Origin of the sequence: Methanobacterium petrolearium (genome assembly GCF_017873625.1) — an archaeon.
GTDB lineage: Archaea > Methanobacteriota > Methanobacteria > Methanobacteriales > Methanobacteriaceae > Methanobacterium > Methanobacterium petrolearium.
Genome location: NZ_JAGGKL010000003.1, coordinates 212581 through 233882 on the forward strand (window position 1 = coordinate 212581; position 21302 = coordinate 233882).

Sequence of the window (21302 nt, forward strand, 5' to 3'; positions counted from 1 at the left end):
CCGTTTATCCACTTTTTTTAACGGTTTTCAATGAGTTTTTAAGGGTTTTCATGAGATGACCGGATGTTTTTATCAGAATACTGCAGATCCGTATCCAACCACAGAGGTGTAGTCTCCACTGGCATCTCCGCTGGTGGCGTATTTAAGGATATGGGCATTGTTGGCACCCATGGCCTTTGAGGCGACCATAGTTGTTGCCACTGGCCCGTATCCACACATGGTCACATTATATTCAATTATCCTATTTATCATCTTTTCTTCATCAAGTGAGGCTATGGCATCAAGGACTTTCGCATCCTGTGCTTTGGCAACTTCCTGGGGCATTTGATGGGTGAAATCTGTGCTAGCTATTATCACCATGTCACGTTCTAACTTGGCAGCTGTTTCAGCTATCACCAAGCCCAGTTCCCTGGAGGTTTCAAGATCCTGCATCATCATACAGATGGGAACCAACTTGAAATTTGCACCCAGTTCCTGTAGGAAAGGCAGTTGCACTTCACAGCTGTGTTCTCTGGCATGGGCTGACGGATCATCATCCAATAATGGATAATTCTCTACCAATTGCCTGGCCAGTTGGCTATCTATTTCCACTTCTCCCAGGGGAGTTAACCAGGATCCTTCAGTCATGGTGGAGAGTCCTGATCCCATGCCAGTGTGGTTGGGGCACAGGATTACTACTGTCTCAGGCATGCCATCTTCAGCAAGTTCCAGATAGGAATGTGCAGCCACTGGCCCTGAGTACTGGTAGCCGGCATGGGGTGCGATTAATCCCTTAATACTCCTTTTGTTTCCAATGTCGCCTGGAATTCTACCAGGGCCAACTTTATGAGTATAACACCATTTGATTCTATTTTTCAGTGCATCTTCATCGGATTCATAAAAGTATCCAGCAACTGCAGGTTTTCTGATCATTACAAATTCCCCCTTTTTTCTGACAATGGACGCGTCCATTATCTCATTTTTTAAAATATAAGATCAAGAAAATGGTTTTTGGATTTGATGATAACTGAAAATCCCTCAATTGAACATTCTAAGGTTTCTAAATGTTTTTAAGAAATTCGAACTTAACAGGTTTACAAAAATCCCTTTCATGCTTAAATCATTTACTGACTTAAGAATTTTTGACTTACTTTTTTGACTGTCTAATATGGGGTTATCCCCCATATGACCTTTTTTTTAGAATGTGTTCTGAGGTTTAGTTTTTTATATTTTGAGTTCAAAGTCTGCTGGAAGAATGTCCAGATCATCTTCAGGTCCAATGACTTCTCTTTGTCTGAGTATCTGTCGGGCCATTAACCAGTAAACTAATGCTATTGCTTTTCTTCCCTTGTTGTTAACAGGTATCACAATATCCACGTTGCCCAGGAGGTTTTCAGTATCACAAAGTGCAACTACTGGAATTCCAATCTGTTTGGCTTCGATTATTGCCTGTGAATCGCTTCTGGGGTCGGTTACCATTAACACTTCTGGTTCCATGAATTTTGCATAGTTTGGATTGGTTAGGGTTCCTGGTATGAATCTTCCAGGGATTGTACGTGCCCCAGTTATTTCTCCAAACCTGCGTACAGGTGTTTGACCGTATTGTCGGGTTGACACTGCTAATATGTCTTCTGGTTCGAATTTGGCCAGGAATTTTGCCGAAGATATGATTCGGTCGTTTGTCTTCCTAACATCCAATACGTATAGTCCGTCTGCTCGTACCCGGTAGATGTACCGTTCCATGTCTTTGGTTTTCTGTTGTGTGCCTATGTGTAAACCTGCTGCTAAGTATTTGTCCAATGGGATTAGTAATTCTGACAAAGTTATCACCTTCTAATTTAGTTTATAAAATATTTTTGATATGGTTTAGGGGATTTTTAATTTTTAAATGGGAATTCTTCTTATATCTTCTGTGAAAATTCTTATTTTATCTTCCCCAAGTTAATAAGAATCTTTCTTAGTCTTCTTCAACCTTCACTGCTTCGTTGGGACAGACATCCATACAGACTTCGCATAAGCTGCAGTCTTCCTTATTTTGGATGACGATTTTGTCTCCATCCAAGATCAATACTTCCATAGGGCATACATCCACACATTCTGCGCAGTCTGCTCCTTCACATGCATCGTGGTCGATAGTTATTTTAACCATTTAATATTCTCCTTTTAAATTCGAATTTGTAATCCTATAATTTCGTTTAACAATTGTATTCTAATTTAAACATCACTTTAGAGTTGATGAGCATTTATTACTTAAAAAATACTGTTTTTTATTTACAAATCCCTACCATTTGAGATCTGCCATTTTCGGATTGCTCATCTCTTCTTCTATGCGTATGAGTTCGTTGAGTTTGGCTATTCTTTCCCCACCCAGGGCCCCGGTTTTTATGATGGGGCTCATCCATGCCACTGCCAGGTGGGCTATGGTCTCATCAGTGGTTTCACCTGAACGATGGGATACCACTGGAACGTATTTGTTGGTCCTTGCCAGGTTAACTGTGGCGTAAGTATCACTTAAGGTTCCGATCTGGTTGGGTTTGATAATTATGGCATTACCTGCACCTTTTTTGATTCCTTCATCCAGTATACTTGCGTTGGTAACGAAAATATCATCCCCACATATCAGGCATTTTTGACCTGATTTTTGGGTTATATCGGCAAATCCCTGGAAGTCTCCTTCTCGGATAGGGTCTTCCACGAAAAACATACCATAAGTGTCAATTATTTCATTAACATAATCTACTTGTTCACCAGTGTCTCTCTGGACTCCTTCTTTGCTATAGACATATTTTTCCTGTTCTGTGTCCCAGAATTCGCTGGCTGCCATGTCCAGGCAGGGTTTGACCAGTACTCCAGTTTCATTGCTGATTTCTTCACAGGATGATGTTTGGATTTCCAGTGCTTCCTGGTTGGTGAGGTTGGGTGCCCATCCTCCTTCATCTCCTTTTCCACCGGTGAAGAGTGAGTCTTTTTCTGCTATTTTTTCCCTTATCCTACGGTGCACTGCAGTGTTGGTGAACACGGCTTCAGTGATGTTGGTGGCGCCTACAGGCAGAACCAGAAATTCTTGTATATCTGGTGCGTTTTTACCTGCGTGTGCTCCTCCGTTTATCATGTTTCCCAGTGGGAATGGTAGTTGACAGGGCATGTTACCCCCCAGGAATCTGTACAGGGGGAGGTTGTATGATGATGCTGCGGCTTTGGCCACTGCCATGGATACAGCCACGGTGGTGTTCCCACCAATGGCGGACAGATTTTCAGTGCCATCTATTTCCTTCAGTACCATATCGATCTCTTGAAGATCTTCAGCATCCATTCCAATGAGTTCTGCAGATATTATGTCCTCTACTTCTTCAATGATGCTATCCACCCCTCCTGTGGGGAATGCTACCACTTCACGGGATCCAGTGCTGGCTCCGCTGGGTGCGGCTGCTCTTCCAAATCCGTTCCAGGTGATTACATCCACTTCCAGTGTGGGGTTTCCTCTGCTATCTAAAATTTTTCTAACCCGGATGTCTTCAATAACGCTATCCATTAAAAAACACCTCACGAAATAAAAAATAGTGGTTTTTTAGGTTTTTTTATCATAGTATGATCTTATATTCTGGTAAAAATTGGGGGTTGTTTTGATCATTTAACCCTTTTTGATTATTTTCCCATTTTATTATGGCTTTTCACATGAACCTCATTTTATTATGGATTTTCACGTGATACCCATTTTATATTGCCTTTTCATGTGTTTCCAGGGGTCGTACATCCAATGGGAGTACATTTTTTTTAAGTTCCATGGTGGCGATGTCTATGGGGTCCAAATCAGGGGTTACATCCACCATTGGTTTTGCTCCCATGGAAAGTTGTAATGCTCGGGCTCCTATTATTCTGGCCCTTTCAAAACGGGTAAATTTTTTACTTGCCATGGCTTTTTTCTCCTCTTTTTTTATGTATGAGTGAAATAATCCTTAATTTAAATGGAATTTCATCATGTTTTGTAATTAGGTGATAAGTAGTGGGGCCGCCGAGATTTGAACTCGGGTTGCCAGCATTCCGGTGTTTGACCATCCCCGTTCCAGTTGTAAGAAATTATCCTGTGTTAACAATTCTTCTTAATTTGAGAAGATCATTATATCTGGAAACTTCTTTCAATGGCTGGGAGGATGGACCATGCTACCCTACGGCCCCTACCATACTTCTACGTGGGCTATGAACATTCTCCGGCAACAGTATTTGGTGATTCCCAGATCATCCAGGACCGCTTTAGGATCCTCTCCATTTTCAACTCTTTTCTGGTAATCTTCAAAGTAAGCTGATACTACCTTCCCACAGCTCAAACATCTTACAGGAATCATGTTCTCCTCTTTTTACTGTATATTTTCATTTTATAAATTAAATATAAAAATATGGGGTAATTAATTTATCGGTAACTTTTCTGTTTGCGGGCTCGGGCTCCGGGACCACCATATTTTTTGGGTTCTGATCGGCGGGGGTCTCCTACCAACATGGTACGGTCGTATTGGTTGAACTTTTCTTTAAGTTCCAGGTCACCAGTCCACTGTACCAGTCCTTTGGCTATGACCATACGGGCGGCTTCTGCCTGTCCCATTACTCCGCCACCAATGACTTTGACATCAATGTCTACTTTGTTTATTAATTCTCCGGCCAGGGTGATTGGTTCTTTGATCTTGAGTTGAGCCAGTTCTGGGTCGTACAGTTCTACTGGTTGTTTGTTTATACGTATCCTGCCTTCGCCTTCCCTGAATCTACCCCTAGCTATGGCTGTTTTTCTTTTTCCACTGGTATGAATAACTTTTTTCATAGTTACACTTCCTTTATTCGAACTTTGCTCCCAGTAGTTTGGATATTTTTCCTAGTTCCACTGATTTGGAGATGTTCTTAGGCTGGGCTTCTTTTATTTCATTAATTTCTTCTTTTTCAAATTCTTGGGGGATTCCTACATGAACACGGAGGCCTTTTAGGGCTTCTCTTCCTTTGTGTTGTTTGTGGGGTAGCATTCCCCTTACTGTTCTTCGGAATATGTCATCTGGTCGGCGTGGATATTTTGGCCCCATTCGGCGGGGGTTAGATATACTGGCCCTGTCTACTCTTTGTTTGTATTTTGCGTAGGCCCAGTCCCTGTTACCAGATATTATAATCTTTTCTGCATTCAAAACTGTCACCCGTTCCCCTGCTAAGAGTTTTTTACTGACTGTGCTGGCCAGTCTTCCTAGAACGAGTCCTTCTCCGTCTACGATCATCTGTAACACCTTTATTCAATAATTTTTATTTTGCTTCCCTGTGGATTTTCTTCCACTAAGTGGGTGATGTCCAGGCATTTTCCACCTGCACTTAAAATTTTCTCCACAGCTGTTTGGGAGAAGTCCAGTGCTGCTACTTGAACCTTGTGGTCCAGTGCTCCGCTTCCCAGGACTTTTCCTGGCACCAGCACTGTTTCATCATCACTGGTGTGTCGGTTTATTCTGGAAATATTGACCTCAGCCTGTCTGCGGGTGGGTCTTTCCAGCCTGCGTGCCAGGTCCTTCCAGAGAGGTACCTGTTCCTGGTAGGCTTTTTCTTTGAGGATATTTATGAGTTGGTTAATTTGGGGGTTAGTTTTCATTGTTAACTTCCTCCTTCTTTGAAGGTAATGATTTTATCAGCTTTCCCTGCTAATATGTCGGATGCGCGTGATAGTACTTCTGTTGGAGATAGTGAACCGTCTGTTTCAATATGGAATATGAATTTCCCTTCAGTCACATCTACGGTGATGGCGTCGTTCTGGCAGTCTTTCATGCATGTGCGGCATAGTGAACAGTTTTCCAGGTCAACTACTTTTATGGTTTTCTTCTTTTCATCGTATTCTAAGACTGATCTGGGGCATTCTTCCACACAGTTAAGGCATGCTTCACATTTATCAGCGTCAATGGTGATCTGTGGATAGTATTTGTAAGCGCAACTGGTGGTGGGCTGCCATTTAGCGTGTTCTGCTCCCACCCCTAACTGGGCTATTGCTTCTGCTTCCACTTCTTCTCCTTCTTTGAGTTTGACGAGTGGAATGGTGTCTAATACTGGTTTAAGATTGGGATCTTCTGATTTAAGGTCCCCTGAGTATAATGTTTTTGGTCCTTTGCCCTTCAGTACCAGGGATACGCTACAGCGGGGGCAGTGATCATCACAGTCACAATCGGCTGGAAGTACCAGTGATTCTGCGTCGGTGGTGAGTGGTACCAGTCCCAGTCTGTGGGCTAATGCTTCGTCGAATATTCTTGCATCGTTTTTTAAGATCTCCACGGTTTCAATGGCCATGGTGGGCACTTCCACCATGGAAATCCTGCGCAGGGCATTAACCAGACTAATGTCTGCTCCTTCAATGATGAAGGTTAGCTGGTTATCATCCCTGTTTTTAATTTCTATCTCCATACAAGACACATCACGTTTTTAAACCCTTCTACCCCTTTTACCACCTGGTCTTCCTGTACCATCGTGGGGGATGGGTGTTACATCTTCAATTTTTCCGATTTTGATTCCTGCACGGGCCAGTGCTCGGATGGTTGCCTGTGCTCCAGGTCCAGGTGAGCGTGGTCCGTTTCCTCCAGGGGCTCGTACTTTGATGTGTAGTCCTACAATTCCTTTTTCTTTAACATCATCTGCTGCTCGACTTGCTGCTTCCATTGCTGCGAATGGTGACGATTCCTGTCTGTCGGCTCGGACTACCTTCCCACCAGACCATTGGCTGATGGTTTCTGCTCCGGTAACATCGGTAATGGTGATGATGGTGTTGTTGAAGGATGAGTATACATTGGCTACTCCCCATTTTTCTTTCGCTTTTTCTGCCATGTTATCACCTTATCTTCTTTTTCTCCTTCCTCTTCCTCGGTATGAGTCCCTTTTTGGTCTTTCCTTTTTAGGTTTTTCTTTTTTAGGATTTTCAGGGATTTTAAGTTTTATGACTGCTGAACCAGGGTAGTATCCAACCTGTTCTTCTTCTCCTTTTCTTACCAAGTAACTGGGTGAATTGACCTTTTTGTTGTTCATGGCTATGTGACCATGGACCACGAATACTCTGGCTTCCTTGGCAGTGTATGCTAATCCTTTCTTGTGAACTACGGTCTGTAGTCTTCGGCGTAGAACATCTTCCACTGTGAGATCTAAAACATCTTCCAGTTTGGCTGTTTCAGGTAATATTCCGTATCGGATGAGGCGACCCAGGAGTTGCTGTCTTTCCTGTGCATTGTCCTCACTACTCATACCTAATAATTCCCTGGCATCTCTCCTGTACCTTTTAACCATAGTTTCGGCTTTCCATATTTCTTTCTTGTTTTTCAAGCCGTATTTCTGGGTTAATTTGTTTTCCTGTTTTATGCGGTCTGCATTCCAGGGGTGTGAAGGTGTATCATATTTTTTTCTTGCCTTTCGTGGATGTCCCATGTTATCTTCTCCTCAGGTTTATCCTCTTCTTCTCCTTCTAACTCCAACTGAACCGCCTTTTCTGAAGGTGGATTTGGTTCTCTGACCCCTTACAGGCAGTCCCACTTCGTGTCTTCTGCCTTTGTAGCTTCGGGTTTTCTTCATCCTGTTGAGATCATCCCTTAAGCGCATTAACAGGTCTGATTCTATGAGGTGAGTGGTTTCTCCAGTTTCATAGTCATTTCTACGGTTGAGCATCCACTGGGGGATGTTACATTTCTGGGGATTACGAACAGCTTCTTCTAATCGTAGAACATCTTCATCATGTAAGTATCCTATTTTTTGGTTGGGATCTAAGTCCAAAATAGTGCACAGTGCACCAGATAATGCCTTGCCCACTCCTCTTATATCGGTTATGGCGTTGACAATGGTCTTGTTCCCGTCTACGTCTTTACGGGCGATCCGAACCATGTGTTTGAAATCTTCTTCCATCGAGGTTTCCTCCATTTATATCCATGTTTATTTTTGTTTGAGAGTTTTTTGCGCGGATCATCAGTCCCCATCTGTTAGGATGGTCTGAAACTTTTGCTCAACTCACTCTTTTTTAATTGATTTCTTAATTGATTTTACGATTTTTAAAATCATTAATTTGATTTTTTCTACAAATCATTCAATTATGATTCAATTAGTTTGATTTTCATTTATTATCCGCTATTATTATTTACACATCCCCCTAAATGGTTTTATTTAAGGGGTTTGGTGAACGCCGGGACTGGGATTTGAACCCAGGCGGAGCAAAGCTCCACAAGATTTCCAGTCTTGCGCCTTACCAGGCTAGACTATCCCGGCATAAGATTAACTATTCGGTTTGATTAAATACTCAATTATGTCTAATTATGTTATTTGATTAAATACTCAATTATGTCTAATTATCTATTATGTTATTTGGTTAAATATTCAGTTATGAATGGCTAAATCTTCTCATGTTATTTAACAGTGAATATTTTGCAGACCAGTTGGTGGGAGTTTCAGGTAAATAGTAGATTTTTTTTTACTTCCACATCATGGGATATGTTCCAGGTTCCATAAAAACCTTTTTTATATCTACCATAATACCTTTCTCTGCCCGTTCAATTTCATGGCTGGTGGCAATTGATTTGCCTGCTGCTACCAGTTCACCTTTGAGAGTCATTACTGCTAGTGTTTCATTTTTTTTAATATCTTCAGAGTACTGGAGAATCCCCCCTGCTGCCAGGTCTGCACCATGGCAAAGGGCGTCTACTGCCGAATCGCGCACCACAATCTTTTTGAGGTGGCTGGCAGCTTTCTCCATTGGTTGGACACATTCACGTAGGTGTGTCGGGTCATCATCTTCCTTCCAGTAATGGTAGGCATCATTGACGTCCTGAAGGGTTTTTAGAGTTTCATCCTCATTAAAATCTCCCACACGGGTTCTACGAAGCTCTGCCATATGAGCTCCACAACCTAATGCTTCACCTATATCATGACAGTATTTACGTATGTATGTACCGGCTTCGCAGCCTATCCTGAAGAGTGCGTCCTGGCCATCTATTTCCAGGATGTTAACATAATATATGTTACGTACCCGGAGTTCTCTTTTAACAGCCGAACGCATTGGTGGTGTTTGGAATATTTTACCAGTGAATTCCTCCAGGATATTCTGCACCTGTGTATCTCCCACATCTTCATGGAGGTGCATGAGACACACGTATTCTTTGGGTGCTTCCAGGAGTAGTTGAATGGCCCTGGTTGCAGTGTCTATTCCAACTGGGAGGATGCCAGTGACCCTGGGATCCAGAGTTCCCCCATGACCAGTTTTGTCAGATTTTAAAATCCTTTTAACCCATGAATCGATTTCATGGGATGTTGGTCCTGAGGGTTTGTCCAGGTTGATTATTCCCTTAGACAGATGCTCCTCCATGGATCGTGCATCCGGTGGACAGCCATAATGGGGGTCTGTTTCCCCCTGGGCTTTTTGGAGTAGTTCTGTCATGTTGATGGGAACCTTCAACTGGTCCTTGAATTTTAATGTATTGGTTTTTGGTTAAACTCGGCAGGTTTAACTGATGGCAGCTTCCAGGTCCTTTTTAATGGCTTCTGGATCTTCGTTCTGTATTTCCATTACCTGTTGGGTTGGTTCCAGGTGTTTTATGTTACATCTGCGATTTTTAACTGCGCTTCCTACTATTTCTACGAATTTATCATCTATGATCTCGACTATTACACATTTTTCACCGGCTTCTCTTCCGGAGATTTTCATACAAATTCTTCCAACTTCTATTGCTGGCATTTGATCACCTCAGTTACTTTTAATATGATTTGTGCGACGCTATCAGCCTTAAAGGCGTGAGTGTTAATTATAATGTCATAGACATCCATGTTTTTAATGTCTATCTGGTGTATTTCCTGGTACCGCTGGGTTTCACTAGCTTCACGGGTTAAGATCTCTTCTCTGGCCTGTAGGGTGGGTTTTTTTTCCCGCTGACTGATCCGCTCTGTGCGGACATCCAGGGGGGCAGTGCACCATACCTTCAAATCAGCATCCACAAAATATGCTGAAAGGCGGCCTTCCACTATGAGATCATCAGCCTCGTGCGCTAATTTAGCCTGTCTTTGGTCGATTTCCTGGTCGATCTGGTTGTTTCCCTCGGCGAATTTGCTGAATTCCAGTATTTCCATACCTCTTTCTTGAGCCATCCGTCGGAAGATGTCCCCTGCTGAGATGAGGGGTATTCCTGTTTTTTCAGATAGGATGTGTGAGGTTGTGCTGGTTCCACTTCCAGCCAATCCACCGATGGTTATGATCATTTAGGATCTGGCCTCAGATCTGGCCTGTTCTTTGAAGAACCGGCGGGTGCATTCAGGGCATAGGTTACCTCCAAATGGCCTGTTAGGTCTTTTTTGGGATTTGGAAAGTTTTCCTATCTCGTAAGGTCTTCCCCTGGGAACTCCGTGTAAAAGTTTACCACACTCAGCACAATGGTGCTTTTTAGGTTTCTTCTTCTTGTAGTGGAGGACTGTTTTGCCTCCAGGAGTCCTGCGGAAGGTTCTTTTATAGGTTCGTGATCTGTATCTTAATGCTGGCATTTTTCTTATTCTCCTCTTTGAGTTTAAATTAATTTGTATCTCGTGAATATCAGATTAATTTCGTGTAGTAAATGTTTCATGTGAATTAACGTATTCCTGATTGAAATAATCTATCTGAGCTATTCAGGTCATCAGTCTAGATTCCTCCACTTTTAAGTCCCATGAACTTTCTGAACACCATGGACATGGCAAAGGAACATAGGAAGTACCATCCTAACCATTCAATAGCCATGTAGGGGACTCCGGGTGACTGGTGATAGAATGTGTGGAATACTGGCACCAGAAGTACGTAGAATATGAAGGAAGGTAATTCTACCACTAATTTGCTGATGAATGTTTCCTGTCCCATCCACCAGAAAACAAGTATGATGGGTACAAAAGTAACGATCATTGGTTTGAAAGAGTTCATCATCATTTGCTGCTGCATTTTCATGAACTCTGCCTGGTTTTCTTGTACTTTGGCCATTGCCTTGGGATCACCAGATTTCTGGGCTGCCATCATTTCCTGCTGGAAGGATTTCATTTTTTTCTGTGAATCTTGCAGTTTGTCCTGGTCAACCAGTAGTTTGTTGGCCAGGGTTATGAAGAACGCCACAATGGTGGATATCACAAACACACCAATCATGGGGCCAAATGTATTGATCAGTGGCATGAACACGAAGTCCAGTGCCGCAAATACTGGTTGGGTTATGAATTCAAATGCCATATTAATTTCCTCTCATACCCCATCAATGAAGGTTTTTATATTTCATTTCTCCATTTCATCAGGGTTTTTTATATTCCATTTCCCTATTTCAAGGTTCCTTTCATTTCATTAACCGATTCATCTAACCGGTCGTTATGATTTTCTATAATCTTGACTGTGGCCCCGGTGTATACGGCGTATGCCATGGCTGTGGCTCGGTTCATTTCCTGGTGTAGTTTGATATCGTTGAGGCGTTCTGAGTCTCTGGTTCTGGTGGTGTCAGTGATACGGCGCATGAGTATTTCATCACCATCAGCTTCAATGAGTATGAACATGTCTGGTTGTAGTTTCTCTAAAACCCATTGTGGCAGTCCTGGTAGGAAGCCGGAAGGTGTTCTTATGGTGCAATGGGTGTCTACAATGATATTAGATTCAGCCGATCTTTCTTTTATTGCCTTGGCAGCTTTTTTCTGAATTTTTTTCTGGGTTTCTGGGGGGAGTTTACGCAGTGAGTCCCTTTCCTCAACTAATTCCATTCCCAGGGCTATTTCAAGCATCACATCCCCATAATTCACATGAATATAATTCGCTTCTTTTAAGGCGTGTTTGAGCACTGTGGTGCTCCCTGATCCCGGTATCCCTGCAACTACAACAACTTTCATCTTATTCACCTAAGAAATTTCTGAGCATGGGGTGTACATCCATGAGTTGTTCTTTTGCAATTTCTTCATAAAGCTGGTACACGATACCAACAGTAAGAAGAACACCTGTTCCTCCTCCCAGTGCACCGGTAAGGTCAGCTCCTAAGGCCAAAAGACCTACTGCAGCACCCCCCATTACGGTTATGGCAGGGATGTATTTTTTAAGTATTCTTTCAAACTGAGTACGGCTACTCCTGAATCCAGGTATCTGCATACCCATACCATGTAACTGTTTAGCCACATCTTTGGGTCCAATGTTACTTAATTCCACCCATAACCATGCAAATAGTATACACGATCCTATGAACACCAAACCATAAAATAACACTCCTAACGGGTTAGTGAAAATATTTGAAATACCGGTAGGTGTGGTTAAATAGTAGGCTATTCCACTGACTGCCTGTCCATTGGATATGGTTCCCAGTATAGGGAATCCTAATTTCTGGAATAATGCTGCGAATAATTGTACGTTCAGGAGTAATGCACTGGTCAGGATAACTGGCATGTTACTGGCATAGATAAATTTCAGAGGATATTTACCACGGGCCCCCTTCACTCCTCCAAAGGATAAGGGTATTTCAACTCGCATACTCTGTGCATATACTACTACTAAAAACACCACGATAAGTGAGAATACTGGTATTAATATGCTGAAGTCGGGTTGGCTGGTGGTTAACAGGTATATGAATTGGGGTATTGCACCGGAAGGCACTCCTGGTGATACAGAAGTTGCCAATGGATTGAATGCTCCAATTATGATCTGTGCTGAAACACCGGCTGCAATGAAAAGTCCCACTCCACTTCCAAATCCCCATTTGGATACCACTTCATCCAGAAATATGATCAATATTCCACCAATGGCAACCTGTAAAATCATGAGCCATTCTAGTCCTGGGGATGATGCTTGAAGTGAACCAGTAAGTATCAAGACCCCTCCCTCAAAGAGAGTGAAAATCATTGCCAGGAGTTTCTGAGTTCCCTGGAAGAAAGCCTTGTCTTCAGGCTGTGAAAGATCTAGGTCAAGGACCTTCCCCCCAACCAGAAGTTGGAGTATGATTGATGCGGTTACTATGGGCCCTATACCTAGGGTTACGATAGAACCAAAACTACCCGCCATTACCGCCCTCAACTGGGCGAACTGATCTACTGAAGTTGCACTTAAACCAAATAATGGTATCTGAGTCAGTACAAAGTAGAGTATCAAAATTACCCCGGTCCACTTTAATTTTTCTTTAAAGGGAACCCGGTAGGTAGGTGACCTTACCTGAGGTAAAAATGAGAACATCTGCAGAAGAGCTTCCTTCAACAATTATATTCACTCCTTATGGGAACAGGGACTTTCAATAAAAATTATTGGAGAGTTACTGCTTCCCCACCGTTTTCTTCAATCTTACGCATGGCACTCTGTGAGAAATGTTTCGCCTTAAGGGTGAGTGCCCTGGTAACTTTTCCTTTACCCAGAACTTTGTCATAGCCTAACTGGCTAACATCAATGATTATGTTCTTACCTTCTTTCTGGGCTAATTCTTTTTGAACCAGTTTCTCTGCGTTGTCATCCAGATAATCCAGATTAACTGTTTTGAACTTGTTTATGGTCTTTGGAGGTCTTTTAAAACCGCTTTTACCAAAGCGGTCTGGGTCGAATTTAACTACCCATGTCCACATATGTTTATGACCTCCGGCTTTTCCTCTTCCACCACGGTGCCCTGCTCCTCTCCTTTTCTTGGAACAGCCTCCGCCGATGGTACGTGAGCCTCGCATTTTATTTATTTTGCGGGTTTTCCTTATCATATTGTACACCTTGAATTGTGATTGGATAAAATTTTTGGTTGATGTTTCAATTTTTAGAGTTTTTTAGGTTGTAATGGGTTGATGTGTGATAATATTTACACCATCTTCTTTATAAGTTCGGAAATTTCTTCTCCCCGGTAACCCAGTGTTCCTCCTTCATTGAAACTTTTTCTGATGTGATCATATCCTTTCCTTGGGGGATGTAGTCGGAATACTGGTTTTAGACCAACATCTTCCAGGGTGGTTTCCTCATTTAGGAGGGCTTCTGATAGTTCTTCTGCTGATTTATAATCTCCCAGTTCAGCTAGAGCTTCAGGTGTGAATCGTTCTCTTCCAGGGAATCTTCCTCTTTTTTCAATTAACTGGGTTAATGTTTCCTGGTTGATTTCTCCCCAGGTTATGTAGTCTTTACTTTTCTGGAGCATTCCTTGATAGCTGGGAGTGTCTGGCATGAGAACTGCGTGATTGATTCTTGTTAGTCTGAGCATGTCCAGGGTGTCAGCTATGTCATGGTTGATCCCGGTGCGTCCTCTGACTCTTAATGCTATAATCATGTTTATCACCTTACTCCACACAGACGCCTAGTTTTTTAAGGTCTTTGGTAGGTGCTTTAACCATGCTTAACTTTTTAAGAGCGTCAAATACTGCTCCTGCAAAGTTGATTGTGGTTTGGGTTTGTCCTCTTGTTTGAGACCATATATCGTCGATTCCTGCTAGTCCCAGGATGGTTTTGCCCACGTTTCCTATGGCCAGGCCCACTCCTCCCGGGGCGGGTATGAGGGTTACTCGGACACTGCCACTTTTACCTTCCACTTTAAATGGTACGGTGTGTTCTCGTCCGCAGACACATCCCCAGTCTCCGCAACCTCTTCGGACTTTGATGATGTTGTATTTAGCATCATCTACTGCTTTTCTGATGGCTGGACCTACTTCTTTGGCTTTTCCCTGGCCCAGTCCCACGTATCCGTTTTTGTTTCCCACAGCTACAATAACCCGGAAGTTAACTTTACGCCCTGATTTGTGCATTCTCTGCACCAGGTTCACGTCCATTACCTCTTCTTCCAGATCTGGGAGTAGTGAATCCACTATTTCCAGTTCCATGATGGGGAGGCCACGGTCGAAGATCTCATCGATACTGGTGATTTGACCCTCCTTTACCATGTGCCCCAGGTTGGTTTTGGGCTCCCATTCCTCGTTGTTATAATCATTCATTATGATACCTCTTTTTCGATCTTTTCCTTGATACTTTGAAAGTGATCAGGTAAGTCCTGTGGGGAAAGTCCCTTTTTCAGATATTGGGAGAACTTTTTCTCCATTTCAGCTTTGTCCAATGTTTGGGCGTACTGGGCAATGTGTTCTCCGGTGATTCTGTCATCGTCAGGAAGTACAATATCATTGTAAGGTATTTCAAGACCGGCATCAATTGCTCCTTTGAGTGCTGCATACACTCTGGAACCTTTTGTTGAGCTTTTAAGTCCCATGTCCAGGACTGCTCCACCTATACCTTCTTTGATGGCTTTTTTAGCGCAAAGGTATCCTGTTAGGTATGCTGCGGATGTGTTTTTTCCACTGGCCATCCATCCTATATTTTTAAGTTCCTGGGAATGGGCTGAAATCAGTGTTTGATCTCCGGAAAGTTCCACATCAATTATTTGGGCTATGGTGTGATTACCAGTAACTCGAATTACCAGACGATGCTTGTCCAATCCTATAAGTTTTAATCTTGCACCGTAATCGGTTTTTCCTTCTTTTCTACGCTTAAATGCTACTTTATATCTTGATCCGTGTGCCATTGTCATTACCCCTTTATCTTAATAGGTCGTGGTCTCTGGCGTAGGTTTTCATGTAGGATTTACTACGGAATGCCCCACCTTTAGCCATTCTGTATAGTTTACGGTAGGTGGTGCGGTTGATTTCACGTTCATCCCTCATGTCCTTGAGGTCCTTTCGGAGTGCCCTGATAGTAGTCATCCAGGCTTTCTTTTTAGGGTTTCTTGCCCCTTTTGCTCCTTTTATACTTCCTCTGCCTTTCCTTCTTCCTTTCTTTTTCTGTTCTGCTATCTTTTTTGATCGGTAACTGCTGATTCCTTTTTTGGGTCGTGCTTTTATGTACCCGTCCTGGATGAGTTTGTTAACTCCTTCCCTGGTGATTGCCCGGGAAACTTCTTCCAGGTTATCAGGGTCTATCCATACCCTGTTCACACCCACTTTTAGCAGGTCTGCAGCTAGTCTCTTTTGAGTAGTAAGATTCATAAAGAAACCTCCAATTTCAACCTTTTTGAAAAAAAGGTTGATCAAAACTTTTTTTAAAATCCTGATGATATGTGTTCAGGATTCTTGGGGATGCTAATTTCCCTTTGCATCCATTTTCATTTTTTTCCATGTTTCCATCATCATTAGGGGATGATGGCCCTGTATATTCCTATGATATCCGTTTTTTTTTGAGTGGTGTTAATCTGATGATTATCACCATGCAAACGGTTTAGGATATTGATGATTTATGATTGATGATATTTTTGGGATTGTGAGATTCTATTCATTCAGGATCTTGATTCCCAGCTCATCTGCTTTTTCGAGCAATACTTCTCTTTTTCTGAGTCCGACAGTTGAGCTGATCCTTCCGGCCTGGGTTTCGGGTTTTAATTTTTCCAGGTCCTTAACATTGCACACCAGGACATCCTCATATCCTGAGGGATGTAATCCTTTTGTGGCATTGGGTGAACAGTATCCGATGGTTGGCATGGCAGGTTTACGACCTTCATACCTTCGGGTTTTACTAGTTTTACCCCGGGTTTTCCTCCATTTTTCGCCCAATTTTTTGTACCGGTGCCATTCCTGTCTTCTGAATTTTGGTTTCCTCATTGGGGATCACTCCTTAGCCACCAGGTATATTCCATCCTGGAATACCCTTGGGTCTCTGCCCTTGATTTTAGTAGCTTGTTCAAGGTTGGCCATGGTTTGGCCCACATCTTCTTTATTCACACCGGTGATGATTACTTCATCTCCCTGAACTTTTACCTGAGCTGTGCCCACAACTTTGGCTGTGCGGGGGTAGCGTTCTCCCAGGAAGTTTTCGATGGTTACTTTTTCCTTGGCTGCCTTGACAGTCATTGGGAAGTGAGCGTAAACAATTTTCATCCGGTAGGTGAATCCTTCGGTTAATCCTTGGATCATGTTACTGATATGGGATTTTATGGTTCCCAACATTGCTTTATCCTTCTTTTTAGGGAAGCGAGTTTCCAGCACCACCATACTATCTTCCTGTTTAATGGTGACGTTACCCTGATTGAACTTACGTTTAAGTTCTCCTTTGGGCCCGTTAACTGTCACTTCTTTGTCTATGGTGACTTCCACGCCTTCTGGGACGGGTATTTCTTCCCTTAGAACCACTGCTAAAGCCATTTTTAATCACCTTAATAAACGTATACCAATAACCTACCACCTATACCGTGTTCTTTGGCTTCTTGGTGGGTCATTATACCTTCAGAGGTAGTGACTATCATTATTCCAAAGTTCTTTGATGGTAAGTATCGTTTTTCAAATTTTTCAAACTCGTCATTTTTCACGGCATGTCTGGGCTTTATCACACCGCACTTGTTTATGTTACCCTCTAGTTCCACGGTGAATTGTCCTGCCTTTTCATCATCAACATATTCAAATTCACCAATGTAACCTTCTTTTTGCATTGTCCTCAGGACCTGCCCAATCATTTTAGATGCTGGAGTTATGTTACATTTGTTGTTTCCCTGCATCTCATTGTTACGCATATTTGTAAGGGCGTTGGCCAGAGGATCCATAAGTGTCATCTTGTCACCTCTAATTAAACTTTTTAAATCCTATTTTAGGGGCAAGTTCTCGGAAACATTGTCGACAGAGCATGAGACCATATCTTCTCACCAGAGCAGAGTGATCTCCGCATCTTCTACATTTCCTGGATGCCTTTCCGTATTTTCTGGGCAATTTATCACCTATTCATCATCTTTATCAGATTTTATTTTAATCTGGAAATGTTCCTTCATGTACTCCAGTGTCTCGTCTTGCGTGACCTGGTGTTTGTGAGGAATGTGCTTTCGCTGAATTTTCCTTCTTTTAATCCCGTATCCTGGTTTTTCGAATGTTACGTTAACGTTCATCCCGAATATTCCAATATCAGGTTCATAGCGCATTCCAGGAATATCAATATGTTCCTCGATTCCAAAGGATAAGTTACCTTGACGATCAAACTGTCGAGATCTGATTTTGTTATCAATTCCAGAAAGAATGAGCTTAACAGCATCGTGTGCCTTTTCACCACGGAGAGTTACCTTGCAAGCTACAGGTTGACCTTTTCTGATTCCAAATTCAGGATTGGTTACTTTAGATGTTGTACGCACTGGTTTCTGGTTGGTGATATTCTTGAGCAGTTTTTCTGCTCTGGCCAGTTTTTCACCACCTTCTCCAACTCCAATGTTAACTGTGGCTTTTGCTATTTGTACCTGTTGCATTGGGTTCATTTACTGGCCTCCAGGGAGTGAAATCGCTGGTTTGTCTTTTCCCAGGACAAAAACATAGTCCTGTAATGTTTGGAAAGTTTTATCCTTGGTTTCGATTAGTACTGTGTTGGGTATGGGGCCGCTGTTGATGTTGATTTCCTTCACATTTCCCCTTTCACCAATGTGCTTACCCCCGGTTATGATTCCAAGGGTTCCATCTTCAAATTTGATTTGATCTTTTATTTCCTGTTCAGGTACATTGAGCACCAGGACATCACCAGTTTTGCAATCATCATCAGTAATGTAGTTTCTACCGTCATGGAGGTTTAACTGTGTTTTACCTCCTTTGATGGTGGTTTTATCCTGAATCTTGCAAAGTTTGAATCCAGTGTTTGCTTTTTCTATGGGGTGGAGCATCAGTCTTCCACGCTCATCAGGCAATACACGATAAGCTTTTTCAGTCTTTGGTATTTGGATTACATCCATGAATCCAACTGGGAATTTATAGTCCTTACGGATGCGGCCGTCCACCATGATTTCACCATTGTTGATGATGATTCTGGCTTCGCGGGCGTTGTCTGCTATTTGGAGTATGTCACGAACTACAACAAGTAATGGTAATGATCCTTCGATGGTGTGTGGTCCTGGACTGGGTTTCACCGTCCACGTAAACTCTTTTGGGTGGATGGGCCAGTGTTCTGGTGATTTGAATCGTTTTAAATGTTTTCTTGATCCCATTTTGGCCATTTTATCCCTTCCTCTCTAATATATCATTTCTTTCATCATCATCCAGATCCATTTCCATGAGCATTGCATTGGAGGGATGTACTGGATGGTAAACTTGATTTCCGTCAGGTTTCTGCACACTCATACCTTCAATCATGATTCGGTAGTGTTTAAGATCCACATCTTCTACTTTTCCTTCGTGGTCTCTGAAGTCCCCTCGCAGAACTTTTACAGTATCCCCTTTCCTCACAGGTAGGGAGCGACGTCCATATTCTTCCCGTAGTTCTGGGCTGAGGGTGACGCTCATCAATTTATGACGGAGGTGTAATGGTGCTTGGTAACGTAATTTCCTCTGTTTTCTTGGTTGTTTGGACATTTAATCACCTACACAATAATACTGGCAGCGCTTCCCACAGATGGCCATCTGTCCGCAGCTTCCTTAGCCACAGGTCCTCTTATTTCAGAACCTTTCAACATTCCTTCTGGAGTTACTATGACTGCAGCGTTGTCCTCGAATTTTACTCTAAGTCCATCAGCTCGGCGGAATTCCTTTTTTTGCCTAACAACTACCGCGGTGGTGACTTCTCGACGCATGTCCACGGTTCCTTTTTTAACGGATATTACCACCATGTCCCCTACACCGGCACTTCCTAGTCTTCTTCTGACACCTTTGTATCCTTTGACTGATACTATTTCCACTTCACGGGCTCCGGTGTTATCCACACATTGCAGGCGGGCTCCGATGGGTAATGATTTACTGACTTTTGATGTGATGGCCTTCATTTTTAATCCCCTTTTACTTCCACCACTACGAAGTGCTTGGTCTTGGAAAGGGGTCGGCACTCCGCAATCTTGACTGTATCACCAATGTTTACCTGGATACAGTCTGGTTTATGTACGTTTATTTTCGATTTTCTTTTTTCGTATCGTTCGTATTTTCGTATGAACTTGTAAAAACTTCTTTCAACTGTGATGGTCCGTTCTGCCTTGTCACTGGTGACTATTCCTTCCAGGATCTGGCCCCGCACTGGCAGGGTCCCATGGAAGGGACAGTTAGGATCTTCACATTTTTCTTTGGGTTCGGTAACTTCAATACCAACCATAGTATCACCAATATTTCCTAAATCTCTTTTTTATCCTGTCTTCCGGGCGAGAAATTATTATCTTGCCATCTATTTCTACTGTGATTCCCTCGGGAAGTTTGAACTGGAATGTTGCACTTCCTTTGGGTATGATTTTTTCATTGCCTTCACCATCATCAATGGTGAGGGTGTTTTTGGTTTCGTTAACCACTTTTCCTTTAATTCCTTCTAAATCCCCATGCAAACCACCGGTGACTTCTAGTTCCAAGCCCACCAGTTCATGTTTCATAATGTTTTGTGGTGTGATCATGGTATCAGTTGTGCATGGGTGTGTGATGTTCCTGAAAATCATATATTTGTTCTGATGGTTTCAGGTGTTAGTGGCTTAACTATTTGATTATTAAACCTCTAATAAAGTTTGAACTTAAAATTTATGGTTATATTTGGCATGAATGAGCATGTTGACTGTTATGTTAATTTAACAACCACATGCCATGAAATCCAATGATTAACCAAGCATCTAACGAATTTGGATGGTGTCTGAAGAAAAGCCCATTTCGGCCAAGACTTCCTTAACCCTCCTTTTATGGTCTCCTTGCAGTTCGATTTGGCCCTTCTTGGACGTTCCACCGCAGGCACATCTGTTTTTCAGTTCCTTGGTGAGTTCTCTGATGTCAATATCGTGTTCATCTATTCCCTCTACAATAGTCATCAGTTTTCCAAATCTTCTTCTCACCGTGTAGACTTTTACACTCTGTATCTCTCGGGCTATTTCCTCACAAACGCAGAGTTCTTCTGGTAGACCACAAACTTCGCAGATTTTCATCGATTTTAGTTCTCCTTATTTTTTTCGTTAATTATGGTTTTGACTCGTGCAATGGTTCTTTTAAGTTCCTTGATCTTGCCTGGGTTTTCGTAAATTCCCGCAGCAGCGCTTTTGGAAATGTTGTTGGCATATTCTGCCTGGAGTTCTTCCAGTTTTTCCTGGATTTCTTCCATTCCCATTTCACGAATCTCTTTACTCCTTAATATAACCATATTGCTACATCCTTTTATAATTTATGATGATTTTAAAGGTTTAAAATCCTATTGGGATTTTTCCACCTTTTTCTTGATTTCAGAAGCTTTTTCTTTGACTTCTTCAGCTTTTTTGGAAGCCTTTTCCTTGGCCTCGGTGGCTTTTTCCTTAACTTCCTCAACCTTCTCATCAGCAGCCTTCTTAGCCTTAGCAACTTCAGATTTAGCTTCAGCAGCCTTTTCTTTAACTTCTTCAGCTTTTTTATCAGCGGCTTTTTTGGTTTTGGTAGCTTTTTCTTTTACTTCCTCAACCTTTTCTTCCACTGCTTCTTTAGCTTCGGTG

Annotated in this window: 38 protein-coding genes and 2 tRNA genes; all 40 read right to left on the reverse strand. The window is 42.4% G+C overall.

Annotated features, from left to right (window positions below):
* Positions 1-72: 72 nt before the first annotated feature.
* Positions 73-912 carry an AmmeMemoRadiSam system protein B gene (gene amrB / locus J2743_RS04165; protein WP_209625308.1) on the reverse strand — a complete coding sequence of 280 codons (840 nt, stop codon included), beginning with the start codon at positions 910-912 and terminating at the stop codon, positions 73-75.
* Between the two features lie 291 nt (positions 913-1203).
* Positions 1204-1800 (reverse strand): 30S ribosomal protein S2, encoded by a 597-nt coding sequence (gene rpsB / locus J2743_RS04170; protein WP_209625309.1) that lies wholly within the window; start codon positions 1798-1800, stop codon positions 1204-1206.
* Between the two features lie 136 nt (positions 1801-1936).
* A complete protein-coding gene (locus tag J2743_RS04175; protein WP_209625310.1) occupies positions 1937-2128 on the reverse strand; it encodes a 4Fe-4S dicluster domain-containing protein in 192 nt (63 codons plus the stop codon).
* A 132-nt stretch (positions 2129-2260) separates the two neighbouring features.
* The gene (gene eno, locus J2743_RS04180; protein ID WP_209625311.1) at positions 2261-3511 is read right to left on the reverse strand and encodes a phosphopyruvate hydratase; all 1251 of its coding nucleotides are present in this window, start codon (positions 3509-3511) and stop codon (positions 2261-2263) included.
* A 184-nt stretch (positions 3512-3695) separates the two neighbouring features.
* Complete coding sequence (locus J2743_RS04185; RefSeq protein ID WP_209625312.1) at positions 3696-3893, reverse strand: DNA-directed RNA polymerase subunit K; 198 nt, start codon at positions 3891-3893, stop codon at positions 3696-3698.
* Positions 3894-3983: 90 nt separating this feature from the next.
* A tRNA-Gln gene (locus J2743_RS04190) sits at positions 3984-4155 on the reverse strand.
* Positions 4155-4322 carry a DNA-directed RNA polymerase subunit N gene (locus J2743_RS04195; protein ID WP_209625313.1) on the reverse strand — a complete coding sequence of 56 codons (168 nt, stop codon included), beginning with the start codon at positions 4320-4322 and terminating at the stop codon, positions 4155-4157. Before J2743_RS04195 ends, J2743_RS04190 begins: the two co-directional genes overlap by 1 nt.
* Positions 4323-4387: 65 nt before the next feature.
* Positions 4388-4789, reverse strand: a complete 402-nt coding sequence (locus tag J2743_RS04200) for a 30S ribosomal protein S9 (protein WP_209625314.1) — start codon at positions 4787-4789, stop codon at positions 4388-4390.
* Between the two features lie 13 nt (positions 4790-4802).
* Positions 4803-5228: a 50S ribosomal protein L13 gene (locus J2743_RS04205; protein ID WP_209625315.1), complete on the reverse strand. Its 426-nt coding sequence runs from the start codon at positions 5226-5228 to the stop codon at positions 4803-4805.
* Between the two features lie 11 nt (positions 5229-5239).
* A complete protein-coding gene (locus J2743_RS04210; protein WP_209625316.1) occupies positions 5240-5590 on the reverse strand; it encodes a 50S ribosomal protein L18e in 351 nt (116 codons plus the stop codon).
* A gap of 2 nt (positions 5591-5592) precedes the next feature.
* Complete coding sequence (locus tag J2743_RS04215) at positions 5593-6390, reverse strand: DNA-directed RNA polymerase subunit D (RefSeq protein WP_209625317.1); 798 nt, start codon at positions 6388-6390, stop codon at positions 5593-5595.
* 18 nt (positions 6391-6408) lie between these two features.
* Complete coding sequence (locus J2743_RS04220; RefSeq protein WP_008514835.1) at positions 6409-6807, reverse strand: 30S ribosomal protein S11; 399 nt, start codon at positions 6805-6807, stop codon at positions 6409-6411.
* A 9-nt stretch (positions 6808-6816) separates the two neighbouring features.
* The gene (locus J2743_RS04225; protein WP_209625318.1) at positions 6817-7398 is read right to left on the reverse strand and encodes a 30S ribosomal protein S4; all 582 of its coding nucleotides are present in this window, start codon (positions 7396-7398) and stop codon (positions 6817-6819) included.
* 18 nt (positions 7399-7416) lie between these two features.
* On the reverse strand, positions 7417-7869 hold the full coding sequence (locus tag J2743_RS04230; protein ID WP_209625319.1) for a 30S ribosomal protein S13: 453 nt from the start codon (positions 7867-7869) through the stop codon (positions 7417-7419).
* 272 nt (positions 7870-8141) lie between these two features.
* Positions 8142-8226, reverse strand: a tRNA-Ser gene (locus J2743_RS04235).
* Positions 8227-8428: 202 nt separating this feature from the next.
* A complete protein-coding gene (locus J2743_RS04240) occupies positions 8429-9391 on the reverse strand; it encodes an RNA-guided pseudouridylation complex pseudouridine synthase subunit Cbf5 (protein ID WP_209625320.1) in 963 nt (320 codons plus the stop codon).
* 66 nt (positions 9392-9457) lie between these two features.
* Positions 9458-9688 (reverse strand): 50S ribosomal protein L14e, encoded by a 231-nt coding sequence (locus tag J2743_RS04245; RefSeq protein WP_209625321.1) that lies wholly within the window; start codon positions 9686-9688, stop codon positions 9458-9460.
* On the reverse strand, positions 9676-10206 hold the full coding sequence (cmk, locus tag J2743_RS04250) for a (d)CMP kinase (RefSeq protein ID WP_209625322.1): 531 nt from the start codon (positions 10204-10206) through the stop codon (positions 9676-9678). Before cmk ends, J2743_RS04245 begins: the two co-directional genes overlap by 13 nt.
* On the reverse strand, positions 10207-10485 hold the full coding sequence (locus J2743_RS04255) for a 50S ribosomal protein L34e (protein ID WP_209625323.1): 279 nt from the start codon (positions 10483-10485) through the stop codon (positions 10207-10209).
* Between the two features lie 136 nt (positions 10486-10621).
* Entirely contained in the window at positions 10622-11191 is a 570-nt protein-coding gene (locus J2743_RS04260; protein ID WP_209625324.1) for an EMC3/TMCO1 family protein, read from the reverse strand.
* A gap of 83 nt (positions 11192-11274) precedes the next feature.
* Positions 11275-11832: an adenylate kinase gene (locus tag J2743_RS04265; RefSeq protein ID WP_209625325.1), complete on the reverse strand. Its 558-nt coding sequence runs from the start codon at positions 11830-11832 to the stop codon at positions 11275-11277.
* A gap of 1 nt (position 11833) precedes the next feature.
* Positions 11834-13180, reverse strand: a complete 1347-nt coding sequence (gene secY / locus J2743_RS04270) for a preprotein translocase subunit SecY (protein ID WP_209625326.1) — start codon at positions 13178-13180, stop codon at positions 11834-11836.
* A 41-nt stretch (positions 13181-13221) separates the two neighbouring features.
* Positions 13222-13662, reverse strand: a complete 441-nt coding sequence (locus J2743_RS04275) for an uL15 family ribosomal protein (RefSeq protein ID WP_209625327.1) — start codon at positions 13660-13662, stop codon at positions 13222-13224.
* Positions 13663-13757: 95 nt separating this feature from the next.
* The gene (gene rpmD, locus J2743_RS04280; RefSeq protein WP_209625328.1) at positions 13758-14216 is read right to left on the reverse strand and encodes a 50S ribosomal protein L30; all 459 of its coding nucleotides are present in this window, start codon (positions 14214-14216) and stop codon (positions 13758-13760) included.
* A gap of 10 nt (positions 14217-14226) precedes the next feature.
* A complete protein-coding gene (gene rpsE, locus J2743_RS04285) occupies positions 14227-14874 on the reverse strand; it encodes a 30S ribosomal protein S5 (protein ID WP_209625329.1) in 648 nt (215 codons plus the stop codon).
* Positions 14874-15455 (reverse strand): 50S ribosomal protein L18, encoded by a 582-nt coding sequence (locus J2743_RS04290; RefSeq protein WP_209625330.1) that lies wholly within the window; start codon positions 15453-15455, stop codon positions 14874-14876. The genes rpsE and J2743_RS04290 overlap by 1 nt, the downstream gene beginning before the upstream one ends.
* 13 nt (positions 15456-15468) lie before the next feature.
* On the reverse strand, positions 15469-15915 hold the full coding sequence (locus J2743_RS04295) for a 50S ribosomal protein L19e (RefSeq protein ID WP_209625331.1): 447 nt from the start codon (positions 15913-15915) through the stop codon (positions 15469-15471).
* Between the two features lie 279 nt (positions 15916-16194).
* A complete protein-coding gene (locus tag J2743_RS04300) occupies positions 16195-16524 on the reverse strand; it encodes a 50S ribosomal protein L32e (protein ID WP_209625332.1) in 330 nt (109 codons plus the stop codon).
* A gap of 6 nt (positions 16525-16530) precedes the next feature.
* Complete coding sequence (locus J2743_RS04305) at positions 16531-17064, reverse strand: 50S ribosomal protein L6 (RefSeq protein WP_209625333.1); 534 nt, start codon at positions 17062-17064, stop codon at positions 16531-16533.
* Positions 17065-17075: 11 nt separating this feature from the next.
* Positions 17076-17468, reverse strand: a complete 393-nt coding sequence (locus J2743_RS04310) for a 30S ribosomal protein S8 (protein WP_209625334.1) — start codon at positions 17466-17468, stop codon at positions 17076-17078.
* A gap of 10 nt (positions 17469-17478) precedes the next feature.
* Complete coding sequence (locus tag J2743_RS04315) at positions 17479-17622, reverse strand: 30S ribosomal protein S14 (protein ID WP_081580328.1); 144 nt, start codon at positions 17620-17622, stop codon at positions 17479-17481.
* Between the two features lie 8 nt (positions 17623-17630).
* Positions 17631-18155 (reverse strand): 50S ribosomal protein L5, encoded by a 525-nt coding sequence (locus J2743_RS04320; protein ID WP_209625335.1) that lies wholly within the window; start codon positions 18153-18155, stop codon positions 17631-17633.
* The gene (locus J2743_RS04325; protein ID WP_209625336.1) at positions 18156-18881 is read right to left on the reverse strand and encodes a 30S ribosomal protein S4e; all 726 of its coding nucleotides are present in this window, start codon (positions 18879-18881) and stop codon (positions 18156-18158) included. It lies immediately after the preceding gene.
* 1 nt (position 18882) lies between these two features.
* Positions 18883-19236: a 50S ribosomal protein L24 gene (gene rplX / locus J2743_RS04330; protein ID WP_209625337.1), complete on the reverse strand. Its 354-nt coding sequence runs from the start codon at positions 19234-19236 to the stop codon at positions 18883-18885.
* 8 nt (positions 19237-19244) lie between these two features.
* Entirely contained in the window at positions 19245-19643 is a 399-nt protein-coding gene (locus tag J2743_RS04335; protein ID WP_209625338.1) for a 50S ribosomal protein L14, read from the reverse strand.
* Between the two features lie 2 nt (positions 19644-19645).
* The gene (locus J2743_RS04340) at positions 19646-19963 is read right to left on the reverse strand and encodes a 30S ribosomal protein S17 (RefSeq protein ID WP_209625339.1); all 318 of its coding nucleotides are present in this window, start codon (positions 19961-19963) and stop codon (positions 19646-19648) included.
* Between the two features lie 4 nt (positions 19964-19967).
* On the reverse strand, positions 19968-20252 hold the full coding sequence (rnp1, locus tag J2743_RS04345) for a ribonuclease P protein component 1 (RefSeq protein ID WP_209625340.1): 285 nt from the start codon (positions 20250-20252) through the stop codon (positions 19968-19970).
* Between the two features lie 210 nt (positions 20253-20462).
* Positions 20463-20768 (reverse strand): stress response translation initiation inhibitor YciH, encoded by a 306-nt coding sequence (gene yciH / locus J2743_RS04350; protein ID WP_209625341.1) that lies wholly within the window; start codon positions 20766-20768, stop codon positions 20463-20465.
* 5 nt (positions 20769-20773) lie between these two features.
* Complete coding sequence (rpmC, locus tag J2743_RS04355; RefSeq protein WP_209625342.1) at positions 20774-20980, reverse strand: 50S ribosomal protein L29; 207 nt, start codon at positions 20978-20980, stop codon at positions 20774-20776.
* A 48-nt stretch (positions 20981-21028) separates the two neighbouring features.
* Positions 21029-21302, reverse strand: a 274-nt coding sequence (locus J2743_RS04360) for a hypothetical protein (RefSeq protein WP_209625343.1), incomplete at its 5' end; no start/stop codon positions are given.

Bases quoted from the DNA above. Each gene is read 5' to 3' on its own strand.
- J2743_RS04225 (WP_209625318.1), bottom strand. From the start codon at position 7,398: ATGGGACATCCACGAAAGGCAAGAAAAAAATATGATACACCTTCACAC.
- J2743_RS04210 (WP_209625316.1), bottom strand. From the start codon at position 5,590: ATGAAAACTAACCCCCAAATTAACCAACTCATAAATATCCTCAAAGAA.
- rpmC (WP_209625342.1), bottom strand. From the start codon at position 20,980: ATGGTTATATTAAGGAGTAAAGAGATTCGTGAAATGGGAATGGAAGAA.
- amrB (WP_209625308.1), bottom strand. From the start codon at position 912: ATGATCAGAAAACCTGCAGTTGCTGGATACTTTTATGAATCCGATGAA.
- J2743_RS04305 (WP_209625333.1), bottom strand. From the start codon at position 17,064: ATGGCTTTAGCAGTGGTTCTAAGGGAAGAAATACCCGTCCCAGAAGGC.
- eno (WP_209625311.1), bottom strand. From the start codon at position 3,511: ATGGATAGCGTTATTGAAGACATCCGGGTTAGAAAAATTTTAGATAGC.
- J2743_RS04185 (WP_209625312.1), bottom strand. From the start codon at position 3,893: ATGGCAAGTAAAAAATTTACCCGTTTTGAAAGGGCCAGAATAATAGGA.
- J2743_RS04290 (WP_209625330.1), bottom strand. From the start codon at position 15,455: ATGGCACACGGATCAAGATATAAAGTAGCATTTAAGCGTAGAAAAGAA.
- J2743_RS04230 (WP_209625319.1), bottom strand. From the start codon at position 7,869: ATGGAAGAAGATTTCAAACACATGGTTCGGATCGCCCGTAAAGACGTA.
- J2743_RS04245 (WP_209625321.1), bottom strand. From the start codon at position 9,688: ATGCCAGCAATAGAAGTTGGAAGAATTTGTATGAAAATCTCCGGAAGA.
- J2743_RS04295 (WP_209625331.1), bottom strand. From the start codon at position 15,915: ATGAATCTTACTACTCAAAAGAGACTAGCTGCAGACCTGCTAAAAGTG.
- J2743_RS04255 (WP_209625323.1), bottom strand. From the start codon at position 10,485: ATGCCAGCATTAAGATACAGATCACGAACCTATAAAAGAACCTTCCGC.
- J2743_RS04340 (WP_209625339.1), bottom strand. From the start codon at position 19,963: ATGGTTGGTATTGAAGTTACCGAACCCAAAGAAAAATGTGAAGATCCT.
- J2743_RS04200 (WP_209625314.1), bottom strand. From the start codon at position 4,789: ATGAAAAAAGTTATTCATACCAGTGGAAAAAGAAAAACAGCCATAGCT.
- J2743_RS04215 (WP_209625317.1), bottom strand. From the start codon at position 6,390: ATGGAGATAGAAATTAAAAACAGGGATGATAACCAGCTAACCTTCATC.
- J2743_RS04335 (WP_209625338.1), bottom strand. From the start codon at position 19,643: ATGAAGGCCATCACATCAAAAGTCAGTAAATCATTACCCATCGGAGCC.
- rpsE (WP_209625329.1), bottom strand. From the start codon at position 14,874: ATGAATGATTATAACAACGAGGAATGGGAGCCCAAAACCAACCTGGGG.
- yciH (WP_209625341.1), bottom strand. From the start codon at position 20,768: ATGAAAATCTGCGAAGTTTGTGGTCTACCAGAAGAACTCTGCGTTTGT.
- rnp1 (WP_209625340.1), bottom strand. From the start codon at position 20,252: ATGATCACACCACAAAACATTATGAAACATGAACTGGTGGGCTTGGAA.
- J2743_RS04320 (WP_209625335.1), bottom strand. From the start codon at position 18,155: ATGAACCCAATGCAACAGGTACAAATAGCAAAAGCCACAGTTAACATT.
- cmk (WP_209625322.1), bottom strand. From the start codon at position 10,206: ATGATCATAACCATCGGTGGATTGGCTGGAAGTGGAACCAGCACAACC.
- J2743_RS04195 (WP_209625313.1), bottom strand. From the start codon at position 4,322: ATGATTCCTGTAAGATGTTTGAGCTGTGGGAAGGTAGTATCAGCTTAC.
- J2743_RS04205 (WP_209625315.1), bottom strand. From the start codon at position 5,228: ATGATCGTAGACGGAGAAGGACTCGTTCTAGGAAGACTGGCCAGCACA.
- J2743_RS04325 (WP_209625336.1), bottom strand. From the start codon at position 18,881: ATGGCCAAAATGGGATCAAGAAAACATTTAAAACGATTCAAATCACCA.
- J2743_RS04260 (WP_209625324.1), bottom strand. From the start codon at position 11,191: ATGGCATTTGAATTCATAACCCAACCAGTATTTGCGGCACTGGACTTC.
- J2743_RS04220 (WP_008514835.1), bottom strand. From the start codon at position 6,807: ATGGCAGAAAAAGCGAAAGAAAAATGGGGAGTAGCCAATGTATACTCA.
- J2743_RS04175 (WP_209625310.1), bottom strand. From the start codon at position 2,128: ATGGTTAAAATAACTATCGACCACGATGCATGTGAAGGAGCAGACTGC.
- J2743_RS04265 (WP_209625325.1), bottom strand. From the start codon at position 11,832: ATGAAAGTTGTTGTAGTTGCAGGGATACCGGGATCAGGGAGCACCACA.
- J2743_RS04275 (WP_209625327.1), bottom strand. From the start codon at position 13,662: ATGATAAGGAAAACCCGCAAAATAAATAAAATGCGAGGCTCACGTACC.
- rplX (WP_209625337.1), bottom strand. From the start codon at position 19,236: ATGTCCAAACAACCAAGAAAACAGAGGAAATTACGTTACCAAGCACCA.
- J2743_RS04310 (WP_209625334.1), bottom strand. From the start codon at position 17,468: ATGACACTTATGGATCCTCTGGCCAACGCCCTTACAAATATGCGTAAC.
- rpmD (WP_209625328.1), bottom strand. From the start codon at position 14,216: ATGATTATAGCATTAAGAGTCAGAGGACGCACCGGGATCAACCATGAC.
- J2743_RS04300 (WP_209625332.1), bottom strand. From the start codon at position 16,524: ATGAGGAAACCAAAATTCAGAAGACAGGAATGGCACCGGTACAAAAAA.
- J2743_RS04240 (WP_209625320.1), bottom strand. From the start codon at position 9,391: ATGACAGAACTACTCCAAAAAGCCCAGGGGGAAACAGACCCCCATTAT.